The organism is Comamonas sp. C24C (assembly GCF_053345995.1).
The window spans coordinates 284,285-299,015 of the sequence record NZ_JBKFBC010000001.1; the positions used below are offsets into that span (position 1 = coordinate 284,285).

The 14,731-nt window shown below is 63.9% G+C and carries 18 protein-coding genes; 17 read left to right on the forward strand and 1 reads right to left on the reverse strand.

Annotation, left to right across the window (positions count from 1 at the left end; genetic code table 11):
- Positions 1-11 precede the first annotated feature (11 nt).
- From ACLBXN_RS01215 to ACLBXN_RS01275, 13 genes are all read left to right on the forward strand, one after another.
- Positions 12-824: an ABC transporter ATP-binding protein gene (locus tag ACLBXN_RS01215; protein WP_043003542.1), complete on the forward strand. Its 813-nt coding sequence runs from the start codon at positions 12-14 to the stop codon at positions 822-824.
- Entirely contained in the window at positions 821-1,597 is a 777-nt protein-coding gene (mlaE, locus tag ACLBXN_RS01220; protein ID WP_003058669.1) for a lipid asymmetry maintenance ABC transporter permease subunit MlaE, read from the forward strand. The genes ACLBXN_RS01215 and mlaE overlap by 4 nt, the downstream gene beginning before the upstream one ends.
- 29 nt (positions 1,598-1,626) lie before the next feature.
- Positions 1,627-2,136, forward strand: coding sequence for an outer membrane lipid asymmetry maintenance protein MlaD (gene mlaD, locus ACLBXN_RS01225; RefSeq protein WP_003058666.1), 510 nt, complete (start codon positions 1,627-1,629; stop codon positions 2,134-2,136).
- Positions 2,133-2,930 carry an MlaA family lipoprotein gene (locus ACLBXN_RS01230; RefSeq protein ID WP_447610874.1) on the forward strand — a complete coding sequence of 266 codons (798 nt, stop codon included), beginning with the start codon at positions 2,133-2,135 and terminating at the stop codon, positions 2,928-2,930. Before mlaD ends, ACLBXN_RS01230 begins: the two co-directional genes overlap by 4 nt.
- A gap of 79 nt (positions 2,931-3,009) precedes the next feature.
- A complete protein-coding gene (locus tag ACLBXN_RS01235) occupies positions 3,010-3,639 on the forward strand; it encodes an MlaC/ttg2D family ABC transporter substrate-binding protein (RefSeq protein ID WP_211457752.1) in 630 nt (209 codons plus the stop codon).
- 19 nt (positions 3,640-3,658) lie between these two features.
- On the forward strand, positions 3,659-3,985 hold the full coding sequence (locus ACLBXN_RS01240; RefSeq protein ID WP_447610875.1) for an STAS domain-containing protein: 327 nt from the start codon (positions 3,659-3,661) through the stop codon (positions 3,983-3,985).
- Positions 3,986-4,059: 74 nt separating this feature from the next.
- Complete coding sequence (locus ACLBXN_RS01245; protein WP_447610876.1) at positions 4,060-4,995, forward strand: ABC transporter ATP-binding protein; 936 nt, start codon at positions 4,060-4,062, stop codon at positions 4,993-4,995.
- A complete protein-coding gene (locus tag ACLBXN_RS01250; RefSeq protein ID WP_003058656.1) occupies positions 4,992-5,747 on the forward strand; it encodes an ABC transporter permease in 756 nt (251 codons plus the stop codon). Before ACLBXN_RS01245 ends, ACLBXN_RS01250 begins: the two co-directional genes overlap by 4 nt.
- Before the next feature lie 75 nt (positions 5,748-5,822).
- A complete protein-coding gene (locus ACLBXN_RS01255) occupies positions 5,823-6,065 on the forward strand; it encodes a BolA family protein (protein ID WP_003058653.1) in 243 nt (80 codons plus the stop codon).
- Positions 6,066-6,157: 92 nt separating this feature from the next.
- The gene (gene murA / locus ACLBXN_RS01260) at positions 6,158-7,429 is read left to right on the forward strand and encodes a UDP-N-acetylglucosamine 1-carboxyvinyltransferase (RefSeq protein ID WP_447610877.1); all 1,272 of its coding nucleotides are present in this window, start codon (positions 6,158-6,160) and stop codon (positions 7,427-7,429) included.
- A complete protein-coding gene (gene hisG, locus ACLBXN_RS01265) occupies positions 7,426-8,088 on the forward strand; it encodes an ATP phosphoribosyltransferase (protein ID WP_003058649.1) in 663 nt (220 codons plus the stop codon). The genes murA and hisG overlap by 4 nt, the downstream gene beginning before the upstream one ends.
- A gap of 21 nt (positions 8,089-8,109) precedes the next feature.
- Complete coding sequence (hisD, locus tag ACLBXN_RS01270; RefSeq protein WP_447610879.1) at positions 8,110-9,426, forward strand: histidinol dehydrogenase; 1,317 nt, start codon at positions 8,110-8,112, stop codon at positions 9,424-9,426.
- A 199-nt stretch (positions 9,427-9,625) separates the two neighbouring features.
- Positions 9,626-10,447, forward strand: coding sequence for a hypothetical protein (locus tag ACLBXN_RS01275; RefSeq protein ID WP_447610881.1), 822 nt, complete (start codon positions 9,626-9,628; stop codon positions 10,445-10,447).
- Positions 10,448-10,482: 35 nt separating this feature from the next.
- Here ACLBXN_RS01275 and ACLBXN_RS01280 read toward each other — a convergent pair whose 3' ends face one another.
- Complete coding sequence (locus ACLBXN_RS01280; RefSeq protein ID WP_447610882.1) at positions 10,483-12,048, reverse strand: serine hydrolase; 1,566 nt, start codon at positions 12,046-12,048, stop codon at positions 10,483-10,485.
- 156 nt (positions 12,049-12,204) lie between these two features.
- Between ACLBXN_RS01280 and ACLBXN_RS01285 the strand changes: the two genes are divergently transcribed.
- The 4 genes from ACLBXN_RS01285 (at position 12,205) to hisB (ending at position 14,722) form a co-directional block, all read left to right on the forward strand.
- Entirely contained in the window at positions 12,205-12,477 is a 273-nt protein-coding gene (locus ACLBXN_RS01285) for a hypothetical protein (RefSeq protein WP_255439189.1), read from the forward strand.
- A gap of 5 nt (positions 12,478-12,482) precedes the next feature.
- Positions 12,483-12,914, forward strand: a complete 432-nt coding sequence (locus ACLBXN_RS01290) for a PIN domain-containing protein (RefSeq protein WP_232538123.1) — start codon at positions 12,483-12,485, stop codon at positions 12,912-12,914.
- A 69-nt stretch (positions 12,915-12,983) separates the two neighbouring features.
- Positions 12,984-14,102, forward strand: coding sequence for a histidinol-phosphate transaminase (gene hisC / locus ACLBXN_RS01295; protein WP_447610883.1), 1,119 nt, complete (start codon positions 12,984-12,986; stop codon positions 14,100-14,102).
- Positions 14,099-14,722 carry an imidazoleglycerol-phosphate dehydratase HisB gene (gene hisB, locus ACLBXN_RS01300; protein ID WP_003058637.1) on the forward strand — a complete coding sequence of 208 codons (624 nt, stop codon included), beginning with the start codon at positions 14,099-14,101 and terminating at the stop codon, positions 14,720-14,722. The genes hisC and hisB overlap by 4 nt, the downstream gene beginning before the upstream one ends.
- Positions 14,723-14,731: the final 9 nt, after the last annotated feature.

Consider the following 14,731-nt stretch of genomic DNA (forward strand, 5'->3'; position numbering starts at 1 on the left):
GCTATTCACGCATGTCACCCAACGCACCCTTTGTGGAACTGCGCAATGTCACCTTTGGCTATGGTGACCGCGTCATCCTGCGCGATCTGTCCCTGCAAGTGCCGCGCGGCAAGGTCACGGCGCTGATGGGCGCATCGGGTGGCGGCAAGACCACGGTGCTGCGTCTGATCGGCGGGCAGAACCACGCCCAGCAGGGCCAGGTGCTGTTTGACGGCCAGGACGTGACCACCATGAATGCGCAGCAGCTCTATGCCGCGCGTCGCCGCATGGGCATGCTGTTTCAGTTCGGTGCGCTGTTCACCGACATGAGCGTGTTCGACAATGTGGCCTTTCCGCTGCGCGAGCACACCGATCTGCCCGAAGAGCTGATTCGCGACATCGTGCTCATGAAGCTGCATGCCGTGGGCCTGCGCGGCGCGCGCGATCTGATGCCGTCCCAGGTCTCGGGCGGCATGGCCCGCCGCGTGGCGCTGGCCCGTGCGATTGCACTGGACCCCGAACTCATCATGTACGACGAGCCTTTTGCGGGCCTGGATCCTATTTCGCTGGGCACTTCGGCGCAGCTGATTCGCCAGCTCAACGATGCCATGGGCCTGACTTCGATTCTGGTATCCCACGATCTGGAAGAAACCTTCCGTGTGGCCGACCATGTGGTGATTCTGGGGGCCGGCAGCGTTGCCGCCCAGGGCACGCCCGAAGAGGTGCGCGCCAGCAGCGATCCGCTGGTGCAGCAATTCATCCATGCCAGACCCACGGGCCCTGTGCCGTTCCACTACCCCGGCGTCAGTGCCGACGAGGACTTCGGCAGCAGGAGGCGCGCATGAACTTTCTCGCACGCATTGGCCTGGCAGTGCGCTGCCAGCTGGTCAACATGGGAATCGGTGCGCGCCTGCTGTGGCGTTTGCTGGGCTTGATGGGGCCGGCGCTCAGGCGTCCGCGCCTGATCGGCGACCAGATTCACTTTCTGGGCAATTATTCGCTGGCCATCATCGGTGTTTCCGGACTGTTCGTGGGCTTTGTGCTGGGTCTGCAGGGCTATTACATCCTGCAGCGCTATGGCTCGGCCGAGGCGCTGGGCATGATGGTGGCCCTGAGCCTGCTGCGCGAGCTGGGGCCCGTGGTCACGGCTCTGCTGTTTGCGGGCCGTGCCGGCACGGCCCTGACGGCCGAAATCGGCCTGATGAAAGCCGGTGAGCAGCTGTCGGCCATGGAGATGATGGCGGTCGACCCCGTCAAACGCATTCTGGCGCCGCGCTTCTGGGCCGGGCTGATCACCATGCCCTTGCTGGCAGCGGTCTTCAGCGCCGTCGGCGTGCTGGGCGGCTGGCTGGTGGGCGTGGTGATGATCGGCGTCGACAGCGGTGCCTTCTGGGGCCAGATGCAGCAGGGCGTGGACTGGTGGAGCGATCTGGGCAACGGCGTGCTCAAGAGCTTTGTCTTCGGCCTGGCCGTGACCTTTGTGGCCCTGCTCCAAGGCTATGCGGCCAAGCCCACGCCCGAAGGGGTTTCCCGGGCCACCACCCGTACCGTGGTCGTGGCTTCGCTAGCGGTTCTGGGTCTGGACTTCCTGCTCACCGCAACCATGTTCAGCATTTGAGGCTGCACAGCAGATAGAGGTAAAAAATCATGCAGCAAAAGAAAAGTGATGTCTGGGTCGGCCTGTTTGTGCTGATCGGTGCTCTGGCCCTGGTGTTCCTGGCCTTGCAGTCGGCCAATCTGTTGAGCCTGAATTTCCAGAAGACCTATGCGATCACGGCGCGTTTTGACAATATCGGCGGGCTCAAGCCCAAGGCCGCGGTCAAGAGCGCCGGCGTGGTTGTGGGCCGTATCGAGTCCATCACCTTCAACGACCAGACCTTTCAGGCCGACGTGGCCATGAGCATGGAAAACCGCTATGCCTTTCCCAAGGACAGCTCGCTGAAAATTCTGACAAGCGGTCTGCTGGGCGATCAGTACATTGGTATCGAAGCGGGTGCCAGCGAAGAAAACCTCAAGGCCGGTGACCGCGTGACGGCCACCCAGTCTGCCGTGGTGCTGGAGAATCTGATCGGTCAGTTCCTCTACAGCAAGGCCGAGCAGGGCGGTGATTCCGGTGCTGGCGCAGCCAACGGAGCCAACGGGGGAGCGAAAGAATGATGACTACAACAAGCCCACAAACGAAACTGGCGTCGAACAAGACTCGGGCGCTCAAGCATGCAGCGCTGACAGCTGGCGTGTGCGCAGCGGCACTGCTGTCCGGCTGCGCGACCACCACAGGCTCCGGCAACCCGGCCGACCCGCTGGAGTCCATGAACCGCAGCATCTATTCCTTCAACGAAGGAGTGGACGAAGCTGTCTTCAAGCCCGTGGCCACGGCCTATCAGAACGTGACGCCACGTGTGGCCGGCCAGGGCGTGACCAACTTCTTCGACAACCTCGGCGATGCCTGGTCCTTCGTCAACAACGTGCTGCAGGGCCAGGGCCAGGGTGCCTACAACTCCATGGTTCGCTTCAGCGTGAACACGGTGCTGGGCATAGGCGGCCTGTTCGATGTTGCCAGCGAGGCAGGCATCGAGCGCCGCAAGCAGGACTTCGGCCAGACGCTGGGCCGCTGGGGCCTGCCGACGGGGCCGTATCTGGTGCTGCCCTTCTGGGGCCCTTCCACGGTGCGTGACTCGGCCGGTCTGGCGGTCGACGCCTTCGGCTATCCCGCCAACACCATGGACGATGTGCGCTGGCGCAACAGCCTGTTCGGCCTGCGCATGGTCAACAACCGGGCCAATTTGCTCAAGGCCGGCGATGTGCTGGACTCCGTTGCGCTCGACAAATACAGCCTGGTGCGCGATGTCTATCTGCGCTCACGCATTGGCGGCGCGGCGTCCGGCGGCGATGGTCGTCTCGAAAACTATGATGACGACAACGCCGGCAAGCTGCCTCCCGAAGGGCAGTGAGCCGGTAGAGCTTGGTTACAAACATGATGCACAGGCTGCGCGAGTGCGGTGACACTTGCGGGCCTAGGAGAAAAACGCAATGAAGATTACTCGTCGCATGTGGGGCATGGCAGCAGGTGCCATGCTCGCCCTGAATCTGGGTTTGCCTGCCCAGGCCGCTGAGGAGGCGCCCGATGCCCTGGTCAAGCGCGTCTCTGCCGATGTGCTGGAGACCATCAAGAAGGATGCCTCGCTGCGCAACGGCGACTCCAGCAAGATCAATGCGCTGGTCAACGAGAAGGTCATGCCCTATGTGGACTTTCGCCGCATGACATCGGCTGCCGTCGGTCCGGCCTGGCGCCAGGCCACGCCAGAGCAACGCCAGAAGCTGCAGGACGAGTTCAAGGCCCTGCTGATTCGCACCTATGCGGGAGCCTTGTCCCAGGTCGGCGATCAGACCATTACCGTCAGGCCTGTGCGCATGGCTGCCGGTGACACCGATGTGCTGGTCCGTACCCAGGTCAACGGCCGTGGCGATCCCGTGCAGCTGGATTTCCGTCTGGAAAAGCAGGCTACGGGCTGGAAGCTCTACAACTTCAACGTGCTCGGCGTGTGGCTGGTGGAGACCTACCGCAACCAGTTTGCCCAGGAAATCAATGCCAACGGCATCGACGGCCTGATCAAGACCCTGGCCTCGCGCAGCTCCATGCCGGCCACGGCCACCAAGTAAGCAAAGCGCTTCAGACGTCATGGCCCGCTCAGCTAGCAACCCTCTGCAACTGCCCAAGGAACTGACCTATCGTCAGGGACGCGACTGTCTGCTGCGCCTGCGCCCGCTGGTCACCGGCCATGCGGATGCCCGGGTGGTGGTGGATGCCAGCGCCGTCAAGGTCTTCGACTCGGCGGCCCTGGCCGTGTTGCTGGCCTGCCGGCGCGCTGCGCAGGAGGCGGGCAAGCAGCTCATCGTCGAAGGTCTGCCCAAGGGGTTGCAATCCATGGCCGCGCTGTATGGCGTGGACGGTTTGCTGATGCCCGCTCCTGTGCCCGATGCGGCCGCCACCGCTCAGCAGGGCTAGGCTGACAAATCACTGTGTCCGGCTAAGCCCCGCCAAGGCAGAGGCTGTGGGCAAGCCCTAGAATCATGGGCTCCATGTCCGCAGTCTCATTCCAATCCGTCTCCAAGACCTACCGCACCCCCAAGGGGGATTTCCAGGCCCTCAAATCGGTGAGCCTGGATATCGAGGAAGGTGAATTCTTCGGTCTGCTCGGCCCCAACGGTGCCGGCAAGACCACGATGATCAGCATCCTCGCCGGACTGGCGCAAGCCACAGGCGGGCGCGTGCTGGTGCAGGGCAGCGATGTGCAGGCCGATTACGCCGATGCACGCCGCAAGCTGGGCATCGTGCCGCAGGAGCTGGTGTTCGACCCCTTCTTCAATGTGCGCGAGGCCTTGAAGTTCCAGTCTGGATACTTCGGCGTCAAGAGCAACGACGACTGGATCGACGAGCTGCTCGACAGCCTGGGCCTGACGGACAAGGCCCACAACAATATGCGTCAGCTCTCGGGCGGCATGAAGCGCCGCGTGCTGGTGGCCCAGGCCCTGGTGCACAAGCCGCCCATCATCGTGCTGGACGAACCCACGGCCGGCGTGGACGTGGAGCTGCGCCAGACGCTGTGGCATTTCATTGCCAAGCTCAACAAGCAGGGCCATACGGTGCTGCTGACCACTCACTATCTGGAAGAGGCCGAGGCACTGTGCAGCCGCGTGGCCATGCTCAAGCGCGGCGAGATCATCAAGCTCTCGCCCATGAGCGAGCTGCTCAAGTCGGCTTCCAGCAATGTGTTGCAGTTCAAGACCGATAGCGCCTTGCCCCAGGCCGTGGCCGACAGGGCGCGGATCACTGGTCGAATCGTGCAGATTCCCGCAGCCCATGCCAGCGATGTGGAGCAACTGCTGGCCGCCTTGCGCGAGGCGGGCGTGACCCCCGAGGATGTGGAGATCCGCCGTGCGGATCTGGAAGATGTGTTCATCCACATCATGAATGAAGGCTCCAGGACACAGGCTCCTGCAGGAGGTGTCCAATGAACGGCTGGCAGACCCTGCTCAAGAAGGAAGTGCTGCGCTTCTGGAAGGTGAGCTTTCAGACCGTGGCCGCACCGGTGCTCACGGCCGTGCTGTATCTGCTGGTCTTCGGCCATGTGCTTGAAGGCCGGGTCATGGTCTATGACCGCATCCCCTACACCGCGTTTCTGATTCCTGGTCTGGTGATGATGAGCATGTTGCAAAACGCGTTTGCCAACAGCTCGTCCAGCCTGGTGCAGAGCAAGATCATGGGCTCGCTGGTATTCGTGCTGCTCACGCCACTGTCGCATTGGGCCTGGTTCAGCGCCTATGTGGGCGCGGCGATTCTGCGCGGCCTGCTGGTGGGGCTGGGCGTGTTTGTGGTCACCTTGTTCTTTGCGGTGCCCGACTTTGCCGCGCCGCTGTGGATTCTGGTGTTCGGCTTTCTGGGCTGCGCCCTGATGGGTACGCTGGGCCTGATCGCCGGCCTCTGGGCTGAGAAGTTCGACCAGATGGCGGCCTTCCAGAACTTTCTGATCATGCCCCTGACTTTTCTGTCCGGCGTGTTCTATTCCGTGCACTCGCTGCCCGGCTTCTGGCAGGCGGTCAGCCATGTCAATCCGTTCTTCTACATGATCGACGGCTTCCGCTATGGCTTCTTCGGCCAGAGCGATGTCTCGCCGTGGCTCAGCTTTGCCATCGTGGGCGCTGCCTGGCTGGCCGTGAGCGCGCTGGCCGTGCACCTGCTGCGCATCGGCTACAAGATTCGTAACTGATTTTTAGAATTGACGCAGGGCTGCTTGCGAGACAATGACCGGTTTCGCCAGCTTTTGCGCATAAAGGTTCCCCCCATGACTGCAGACCAACTCAAAGACCTGATCGCCGCCGGCCTGCCCTGCGAGCATATTGCGCTGGAAGGCGATGGCCGACATTGGTTTGCCACCATCGTGTCTGCGCAGTTCGAAGGCCAGCGTCTGCTGGGTCGTCAGCGCCTGGTTTATGCCACGCTGGGCAATCGCATGGCCACCGATGAAGTCCATGCTCTGTCCATGAAGACCTATACCCCGGCAGAATGGACGGCTGCCCAGGCCTGAGGCGGCTTGCAAAGCAAGATTGATAGCTGTCAGCGCTTGATACATAAGCGCTGAGTGCATTTTTTACCTATAAACATTCAAGGCTTGAAGCCATGGACAAACTCAAGATCCACGGTGGTCGTCCCCTCAAGGGCGAAGTAATCATTTCCGGCGCCAAAAACGCCGCTCTGCCTGAAATGTGTGCCGCACTGCTCACCGCCGAGCCCGTGCATCTGCACAATGTGCCGCGTCTGCATGATGTGGCCACCATGCGCAAGCTGCTGGCCAATATGGGCGTGCAGACCGAGACCCATGGCGAACGCGGCGGCATGAGCTTTGTGGCTCCCGACAGCCTGACACCTGAAGCGCCTTACGAGCTGGTCAAGACCATGCGCGCCTCGGTACTGGCCCTGGGTCCGCTGCTGGCCCGCTTCGGCCATGCCAAGGTGTCGCTGCCCGGCGGTTGCGCGATCGGCTCGCGCCCCGTGGATCAGCACATCAAGGGCCTGCAGGCCATGGGTGCCATCATCACCGTGGAAAACGGCTATATGCAGGCCAGCCTTCCCGAGGGCCGCAAGCGTCTGAAGGGTGCACGCATCACCACCGACATGGTGACCGTGACCGGTACCGAGAACTTCCTGATGGCCGCCACGCTGGCCGAAGGCGAGACGGTTCTGGAAAATGCCGCCATGGAGCCCGAAATCACCGATCTGGCCGAGATGCTGATCAAGATGGGCGCGCGGATCACCGGCCACGGCACCAGCCATATCGTGATTCAGGGCGTGGACAAGCTGCATGGCTGCGAGCACCAGGTGGTGGCCGACCGTATCGAGGCCGGCACCTTCCTCTGCGCCGTGGCGGCCACCGGCGGCGAAGCCTGGCTGCACCACGCACGCGCCGACCATCTGGGCGCCGTGATCGACAAGCTCAAGGATGCGGGCGTGAGCGTGGACTGCGTGGATGGCGGCCTGAAGGTGGCGTCCTCCGGCAAGCTCAAGGCTCAGGGCTTCCGTACCACCGAATATCCGGGCTTTCCCACCGATATGCAGGCCCAGTTCATGGCGCTGAATCTGGTGGCCGAAGGCACCAGCATGGTGACCGAGACCATCTTCGAGAACCGCTTCATGCATGTCAACGAGATGGTGCGCCTGGGCGCGCGCATCACCACCGACGGCCGCGTGGCGACCATCGAAGGCGGCAAGCGCCTGTCCGGCGCCACCGTGATGGCGACCGACCTGCGCGCTTCGGCCAGCCTGGTGATTGCCGGTCTGGTGGCCGAGGGCGAGACCATCGTCGATCGCATCTACCACCTGGATCGTGGCTACGACCGCATGGAAGACAAGCTGCGCGCCCTGGGCGCCAATATCGAGAGAATTTCCGCATGAGCACCGCAACGCCTGTGACCATTGCCCTGTCCAAGGGCCGCATTTTTGAAGAAACCGTGCCCCTGCTGGCCGCTGCCGGCATCGAGGTGACCGAGGATGTGGAAAAGTCGCGCAAGCTGATTTTCGACACCAACCGCTCCGATGTGCGCGTGGTGCTGGTGCGTGCTTCGGACGTGCCTGTCTATGTGCAATACGGCGGCGCGGATCTGGGTGTCTCGGGCCTGGATTCGCTGATCGAGCATGGCGGCCAGGGCCTGTACCAGCCGCTGGACCTGCAGATTGCCAAGTGCCGCGTCAGCGTGGCCGTGCGCAACGGCTTCGACTACCAGCTGGCCGTCAAGCAGGGCGCGCGTCTGCGCATCGCCACCAAGTACCCCGAGATCGCCCGTAACTTCTTTGCCAAGAAGGGCGTGCACGTGGACATGGTCAAGCTCTATGGCTCCATGGAGCTGGCTCCGTTGACCGGCATGGCCGATGCCATCGTCGACCTGGTGTCCACCGGTAACACGCTCAAGGCCAATGATCTGGTCGAGGTCGAGCCCATCATGGACATCAGCTCGCGTCTGGTCGTCAACCAGGCTTCGCTCAAGCTCAAACAGGCTCCGCTGCGCCACATCATCGATGCGTTTGCGCAGGCCGTTGCCGCCAAGAACAACTGATTTTCCCCACTGGTGAATACTATGGAACTCGTAGCTGCCCCCGCCCGTCTGTCAACCGCTGATGCCCAGTTCGAGCATGATTTCGCGCAGCGTCTGCATTGGTCGGCGGACACGGATGCAGCCATCGAGCAGCGGGTCGCCGACATCCTGGCCGATGTCCAGGCCCGCGGCGACGACGCCGTGCTGGAATACACGGCACGCTTTGACGGCCTGCAGGCCGATTCCATGGCGGCGCTGGAGCTGACCAAGCAGGAGCTGAAAGCCGCTTTCGACAGCCTGCCTGCTGCCGAGCGCGAAGCGCTGGAGTCGGCGGCACGCCGCGTGCGCAGCTACCACGAGGCGCAGAAGAAGGCCAATGGCGAGAGCTGGAGCTACCGCGACGAGGACGGCACGCTGCTGGGCCAGAAGGTCACGCCGCTGGATCGCGTGGGCATCTACGTGCCCGGCGGCAAGGCGGCCTATCCTTCGAGCGTGCTGATGAACGCCATTCCCGCCCATGTGGCCGGTGTGCAGGACATCATCATGGTCGTGCCGACGCCCCAGGGCCAGAAGAACCCGCTGGTGCTGGCTGCTGCCTATGTGGCGGGTGTGCACCGCGCCTTCACCGTCGGTGGCGCCCAGGCCGTGGCGGCGCTGGCCTACGGCACGGCCACCGTGCCCAAGGTGGACAAGATCACCGGCCCCGGCAATGCCTATGTGGCCAGCGCCAAGAAGCGCGTGTTCGGTATCGTGGGCATTGACATGATTGCAGGTCCTTCGGAAATCCTGGTGCTGGCCGACGGCACGACCCCGCCCGACTGGGTGGCCATGGATCTGTTTAGCCAGGCCGAGCACGACGAGCTGGCCCAGTCCATCCTGCTGTGCCCCGATGCGGCCTATCTCGATGCCGTCCAGGCCGCGATCGACCGCCTGCTGCCCGAGATGCCGCGCAAGGCCATCATTGCCAAGAGCCTGAGCGACCGTGGCGCGCTGATTTTGACCAAGGACATGGAAGAGGCTTGCGCGATCAGCAACCGCATTGCGCCCGAGCACCTGGAAGTCTCCAGCCGCGACCCGCATCGCTGGGAGCCTCTGCTCAGGCACGCCGGCGCCATCTTCCTGGGCGCATATACGTCGGAGAGCCTGGGCGACTACTGCGCCGGCCCGAATCACGTGCTGCCCACCAGCGGCACGGCACGCTTTTCCTCGCCTCTGGGGGTGTATGACTTCCAGAAGCGCAGCTCCATCATCGAAGTCAGCGAGGCTGGTGCCCAGATCCTGGGCAAGACCGCTGCCGTGCTGGCCTATGGCGAAGGTCTGCAGGGTCACGCCCGTGCAGCCGAAATGCGTCTGAAGTAAATCGGCGAGCGCTTGTCCCTTGAAGCCGTGGCCAGCCCACGGCTTTTTTCATTGCCGGGCAGGTCGGTATGCCCCCCGTTCCGGGGCAAATCATCTCCAGATGTTTCATGGTGCAGGAAAGCGCGGGTTTGCTGTGACACTCGGCGGGCTGCGTGGCAGCGCAGCATTCAATAGCCAATCACAACAAGGGAGCGTGAAGATGAATCAGGTCATGAGTTCCTGGCCGCAACGCGGCTGGCGGCTGCTGGGCGGACTGCTGCTGGTCGCGGGGCTGGCCGCCTGCGGTGCACCGCCTTCGGCCCAGCTCGCAGAGAGCGCGGCGACAGCGCCGCGCACGCCCAGGGTCGAGTCCACGCTGGGCACGCAATGGGGCGAAGGGCGGGAATCGGTCACACGCACCGTGGAAGCTGCGCGCCTGGACCCCGAGCGCCCGCGCACCGTGGCGCAGCTGCTCTACTCCGATGAGGCCAGCATCCGCCGTGCCCTGGGCAGCAGCATGGATCAGCAGCTCAGCGTGCAGCTGGCCGACGGTGATGTGGAGTGGGTGGTGCAGGACGGGCAAGGCCGGCCGCTGCCCATCTACAGCATGCGCGGCGCCCAGGGCTATCAGCTGGCTGGCCGCCATGGCGAGCGCTACGAATTGGTCTACAGCAACCGCAGCCAGCGGCACTATGAGGTTGTGGTCACGGTGGACGGTCTGGATGTGCTCACCGGCCAGAGCGGCAGCGTGCGCAATGCCGGTTATCTGCTGCGCCCCGGCGAGACCCTGCGCATTGAGGGTTTTCGCAAGAGTCAGCGCGAAGTGGCAACCTTTCGTTTTGCCAGCAAGGAGCGCGCCTATGCCGGCAATACCCCGGCGGGCGATGCCCGCAACGTGGGGGTGATTGGAGCGGCCCTGTTTGAAGTCCGGCTGCAGGGGGCTGATGCTGCTCGGCCTGCGCCAGAACCCCGTGGTGCGGCCGAGCCTGCAGCCTTTCCCGCCGACGGCAGATATGCACCGCCGCCGCAGTATCGGCGCTGAAGTCGGGAAGCTGCCGCCTGTTGCCGCAGCGTTTCTCAGGCCTGCCTGCTGAACAGGCCGAGTCCGTCGTCGTCATAGAACTCCAGCCAGAGGCTCTGGGCCGGCGCCGCGTCGGCGGCCTCGAAAACCGCCAGCGAAATGCTGTGCGGGGCGGCGCTTTCGTTGCCCGGAACGAAGCAGAACTGGCTGCCGTTCCAGTGCTGCAGCACATAGGTCTGGGCCTGGGGGCCGATGCTCAGCTGCAGGCGGTTGTCGACGAGGCTGACCTGCACCGGTCCATGGTAGGCGTTGCCATAGCTTCCGGCATAGCGCTGCAGCACACCCGGAGGCTGGGGTGTAGATGGGGGCTTCTGGCCCAGCAGGGAGCCCGTGGGCGCCATCAGCGGAGCAATTTTCTCGCTGTACAGCGACCACCAGTCCTGCGTGAGGCTGCCGGTTTCCATCAGGTCCACGAACTGGCGGCACAGGGTTTCGGGAACGCCGATGGGAATGCCGTTGGTGAGCACGATGACGGCGGCGTCCAGAGAGGGTATGAGCATGAAGCAGGTGGCGGCGCCCAGCATGAAGGCACCCGAATGGCTGAGGAATGCCAGTCCCCCATCGGTCGCCCCGACATTGAAGCCAAAGCCGTAATGTCCGCCCGGAGCCTGGGCTTTCCATGTGGCTTGCAGGGCTGATGCGGCGACCAGCTCCTGCCCTTGCCAGCGCCCTTGAGCCAGCAGCAGGGACAGCCAGCGCGCCATGTCGTTGACGCTGGAGCTGGCGCCGCCGGCCGGGGACTGCGGGTCTGCATTGCGCGGTGTGCTGCGCTGCCAGCTGCCGTCATCGGCGCGCACATGCGGGCTGGCACGATTGGTTTGCTGCATGAATTCGGCATAGACCGATGTGGTGCGCGTCATGCCCAGTGGCGCATACAGGGACTGGCGTGACAGATCAGCCCAGTCCGTGTTGGCCGCGCCTGCGACGCCCACGGCAGCGGCAGTCAGGCCGGCATTGGTGTAGGCGTATTCGCTGCGCAGCGGCTTGACGGGCAGCAGGCGCAGTCGCTCCAGCACCACCTGCTGGCCGTTGCCCAGCTCCTCGAGCTTGTCGCCCGCATGGTCGGGCAGGCCGCTGCGGTGGGCGAACAGATCGCCCACGGTCAGCACCGCGCTGCTGCCCGGATTGCGCAGCGCAAACCAGGGCAGCAAGTCCTGCATGCGGCTGTCCCAGGAGACCCGTCCCTGGCCGACCTGGCGCGCCACCACGGTGGCTGCCAGGGACTTGGACACCGAGGCCAGCTGGAACACGGTGTCGGCATTCACGGCCGCACTGCCGCCGGTCTCGCAAAGCCCCAAGCCTTGGGCGGCCAGCGTTTGCGTGCCTTGCACCACGGCCCAGGCCATGCCCGGAACACCGCTGACGCGGCGCAGCGTTGCAGCCAGCTCGGGCAGCCTTCGGGCTGCCTCTGCTGCGCTCAGGCCTTTCGCTGCTGCATCGTCTCCGCCGCAGCCCGCCAGAGCCAGCCCGGAGCCGGCCGCGATGCCCAGGCCGGCTCCGGCGCGGACCGTACGATCGAGCATCTGACGTCTGGTCCATGCAGTCCTGGATGGCTGGCTCATGATTTCTCCTCCCGGTTGTTGGGTCTGCGCTTGCACAGGGCTGCCGCAGGCTGGCTAGCCGCTTTTTTTCCGCAGTATGGATTCCGGCAGGCAATTCTGGCAATTTGAATTTCACACGAATTTCGTGTTGCACGAAATTCGTGTACCATGCGAGGCATGAAGAACGTCACCATCACTGTCGAAGACAGCGTGCTTGACTGGGCACGCATCGAAGCGGCCAGGCGCGGCAGCAGCGTCTCGCGCATGCTGGGTGACTTCATGGCCGAGCTGATGCAGCGCGAGGATGCTTACGAGCGAGCCTATCTGGCCTGGCGCACGGATGAGCGCACCTGGCAAGCTGCCGGCCAGTCGGCGAAATCCCTGGCGCGCAGTGCCAGCAGCAAACGGGCTGCAGCGCACAGCAATGCCGAAGCCGAGGTGGTCAAGTGAACCCCGTGTTTGTCGATACTTCGGTGTTGATTGCCGCGGAAGATGCGGCCGGCGGTGCGCTGTATGCGGCCACGCTGGAATGGCTGGATCTGCTGTGGCGCAGCCGCAGCGGCCGCACCAGCAATCAGGCATTGGTGGAGTTCTATGACCAGGCGACCACGGCCGCCCTGCCTCTGCCTCAGGGCGATGCCCGCGCCGCCATCCGCCGCTACCAGACCTGGACGCCCTGGAAGACCGACGCCGCCACGCTGGAGACGGCCTGGGCCGTACAGGCCCGCCATGCACTGGACTTTGGCGACTGCCTGGCCGTGGCCTGCGCCCAGCACAGCGGCTGCAACCAGATGCTGAGTCTGCATCTGCCCCACGGGGCGGAGTTTGGCGGCGTAACCGTGGTGCACCCGCTGGAGCAAGCCGCCACGCAGAATCTTGAGGCTTGAGCGCCACAATCGCAGCGATTGGTATCGACTGCATTGGCCAACGCAAGCCTCGTGTGAAGGAGTGAACCCATGACTGCTCAAGACATCCAGACCAAAGCCCTGCAACGCATCCGCGCCGATGTGCGCGCCATGCAGGGCTACCATGTGCAGCCTGCGCAAGGCCTGCTCAAGATGGACACGATGGAGAACCCATACCGTCTGCCGCCCGAGCTGCAGCAGAAGCTGGGTGAGCATCTGGGCGCGCTGGAAATCAACCGCTACCCCGGCGAGCGCCAGGAAGTGCTCAAGCAGATGCTGGCCGACTACGCCGGCGCCCCCGCCGGCACCTCGGTGCTGCTGGGCAATGGCTCGGACGAGATCATCACTCTGCTGGCGCTGGCCACGGCCCAGCCTTGCAACAATGCCCGCGCCAAGATGCTGGCACCCATGCCGGGTTTTGTGATGTATCCGCTGTCTGCCAAGCTGCAGGGGCTGGATTTCGTGGGCGTGAATCTGACGTCCGACTTCGATCTGGATGTGCCGGCCATGCAGGCCGCCATCGCCGAGCACCAGCCTGCCATCACCTATATCGCCTATCCCAACAATCCCACGGCCACGCTGTGGGCCGAGGACAAGGTGCAGGCCGTGATCGATGCCGTGGCCGAGATCGGTGGTCTGGTCGTGATGGACGAGGCCTACCAGCCCTTCGCCAGCCGCAGCTGGATCACCCGCATGAAGGCCGATCCTGCGCGCAATGCCCATGTGCTGTTGATGCGCACGCTGTCCAAGTTCGGTCTGGCCGGTGCGCGTCTGGGCTATCTGATCGGCCCTTCGGCCATCGTCAACGAGATCGACAAGGTGCGCCCGCCCTACAACATCAGCGTGCTCAACTGCGAGACGGCGATCTTTGCGTTGCAGCACGAGTCCCTGTATGCCGAGCAGGCCGCTGCCATCCGCGCCGAACGCCAGCCGCTGATCGATGCCCTGGTAGCGCTGGACGGCGTGGAAAAAGTCTGGCCCTCCGAAGCCAATATGGTGCTGCTGCGCGTGCGCGACGCCGGCAAGGCCCAGATCGAGATGAAACAGCGCGGCGTGCTGGTCAAGAACGTATCGGCCATGCATCCCCTGCTGCACAACTGCCTGCGCCTGACCGTGGGTACCCGCGAAGAAAACGCCCAGATGCTGGCGGCCCTGAAAGAAAGCCTATGAGCAATATCGTCCCCTCCATCGCCCAGAACCTGCCGCGCATTGCCGAAGTGCAGCGCAACACGGCAGAGACCCGCGTCGCCGTGCGCGTCAACCTCGACGGCACGGGCAAGGCCAGCCTGAACTCCGGCATCGGTTTTCTCGACCACATGCTGGACCAGATCGCGCGCCACGGCCTGATCGACATGGACATCGAATGCGCGGGTGATCTGCACATCGACGGCCACCACACCGTGGAAGACATCGGCATCACCCTGGGCCAGGCCTTCGCCAAGGCCATCGGCGACAAGAAAGGCATTCGCCGCTACGGCCATGCCTATGTGCCGCTGGACGAAGCCCTGAGCCGCGTCGTCATCGACTTCTCGGGCCGCCCCGGTCTGCACATGGATGTGAAGTTCACCGCCGGCAGCATCGGTCAGCTCGATACGCAGCTGGTCTTCGAATTCTTCCAGGGCTTTGTCAACCACGCCGGCGTGACGCTGCACATCGACAACCTGAAGGGCTTCAATGCCCACCACCAATGCGAAACCATCTTCAAGGCCTTTGCGCGCGCCATGCGCTTTGCGCTGGAGCATGATGAGCGCATGGCCGGCGTGATTCCCTCGACCAAGGGTGCTCTGTAATCAGGAGCT

Excerpts from the sequence above, each read along its gene's own strand:
- ACLBXN_RS01250 (WP_003058656.1), top strand. The coding sequence starts at position 4,992 with ATGAACGGCTGGCAGACCCTGCTCAAGAAGGAAGTGCTGCGCTTCTGG.
- mlaD (WP_003058666.1), top strand. The coding sequence starts at position 1,627 with ATGCAGCAAAAGAAAAGTGATGTCTGGGTCGGCCTGTTTGTGCTGATC.
- ACLBXN_RS01255 (WP_003058653.1), top strand. The coding sequence starts at position 5,823 with ATGACTGCAGACCAACTCAAAGACCTGATCGCCGCCGGCCTGCCCTGC.
- ACLBXN_RS01280 (WP_447610882.1), bottom strand. The coding sequence starts at position 12,048 with ATGAGCCAGCCATCCAGGACTGCATGGACCAGACGTCAGATGCTCGAT.
- ACLBXN_RS01285 (WP_255439189.1), top strand. The coding sequence starts at position 12,205 with ATGAAGAACGTCACCATCACTGTCGAAGACAGCGTGCTTGACTGGGCA.
- ACLBXN_RS01275 (WP_447610881.1), top strand. The coding sequence starts at position 9,626 with ATGAATCAGGTCATGAGTTCCTGGCCGCAACGCGGCTGGCGGCTGCTG.
- ACLBXN_RS01215 (WP_043003542.1), top strand. The coding sequence starts at position 12 with ATGTCACCCAACGCACCCTTTGTGGAACTGCGCAATGTCACCTTTGGC.
- hisC (WP_447610883.1), top strand. The coding sequence starts at position 12,984 with ATGACTGCTCAAGACATCCAGACCAAAGCCCTGCAACGCATCCGCGCC.
- ACLBXN_RS01230 (WP_447610874.1), top strand. The coding sequence starts at position 2,133 with ATGATGACTACAACAAGCCCACAAACGAAACTGGCGTCGAACAAGACT.
- ACLBXN_RS01245 (WP_447610876.1), top strand. The coding sequence starts at position 4,060 with ATGTCCGCAGTCTCATTCCAATCCGTCTCCAAGACCTACCGCACCCCC.
- mlaE (WP_003058669.1), top strand. The coding sequence starts at position 821 with ATGAACTTTCTCGCACGCATTGGCCTGGCAGTGCGCTGCCAGCTGGTC.
- ACLBXN_RS01240 (WP_447610875.1), top strand. The coding sequence starts at position 3,659 with ATGGCCCGCTCAGCTAGCAACCCTCTGCAACTGCCCAAGGAACTGACC.
- hisB (WP_003058637.1), top strand. The coding sequence starts at position 14,099 with ATGAGCAATATCGTCCCCTCCATCGCCCAGAACCTGCCGCGCATTGCC.
- hisD (WP_447610879.1), top strand. The coding sequence starts at position 8,110 with ATGGAACTCGTAGCTGCCCCCGCCCGTCTGTCAACCGCTGATGCCCAG.
- murA (WP_447610877.1), top strand. The coding sequence starts at position 6,158 with ATGGACAAACTCAAGATCCACGGTGGTCGTCCCCTCAAGGGCGAAGTA.
- ACLBXN_RS01235 (WP_211457752.1), top strand. The coding sequence starts at position 3,010 with ATGAAGATTACTCGTCGCATGTGGGGCATGGCAGCAGGTGCCATGCTC.
- hisG (WP_003058649.1), top strand. The coding sequence starts at position 7,426 with ATGAGCACCGCAACGCCTGTGACCATTGCCCTGTCCAAGGGCCGCATT.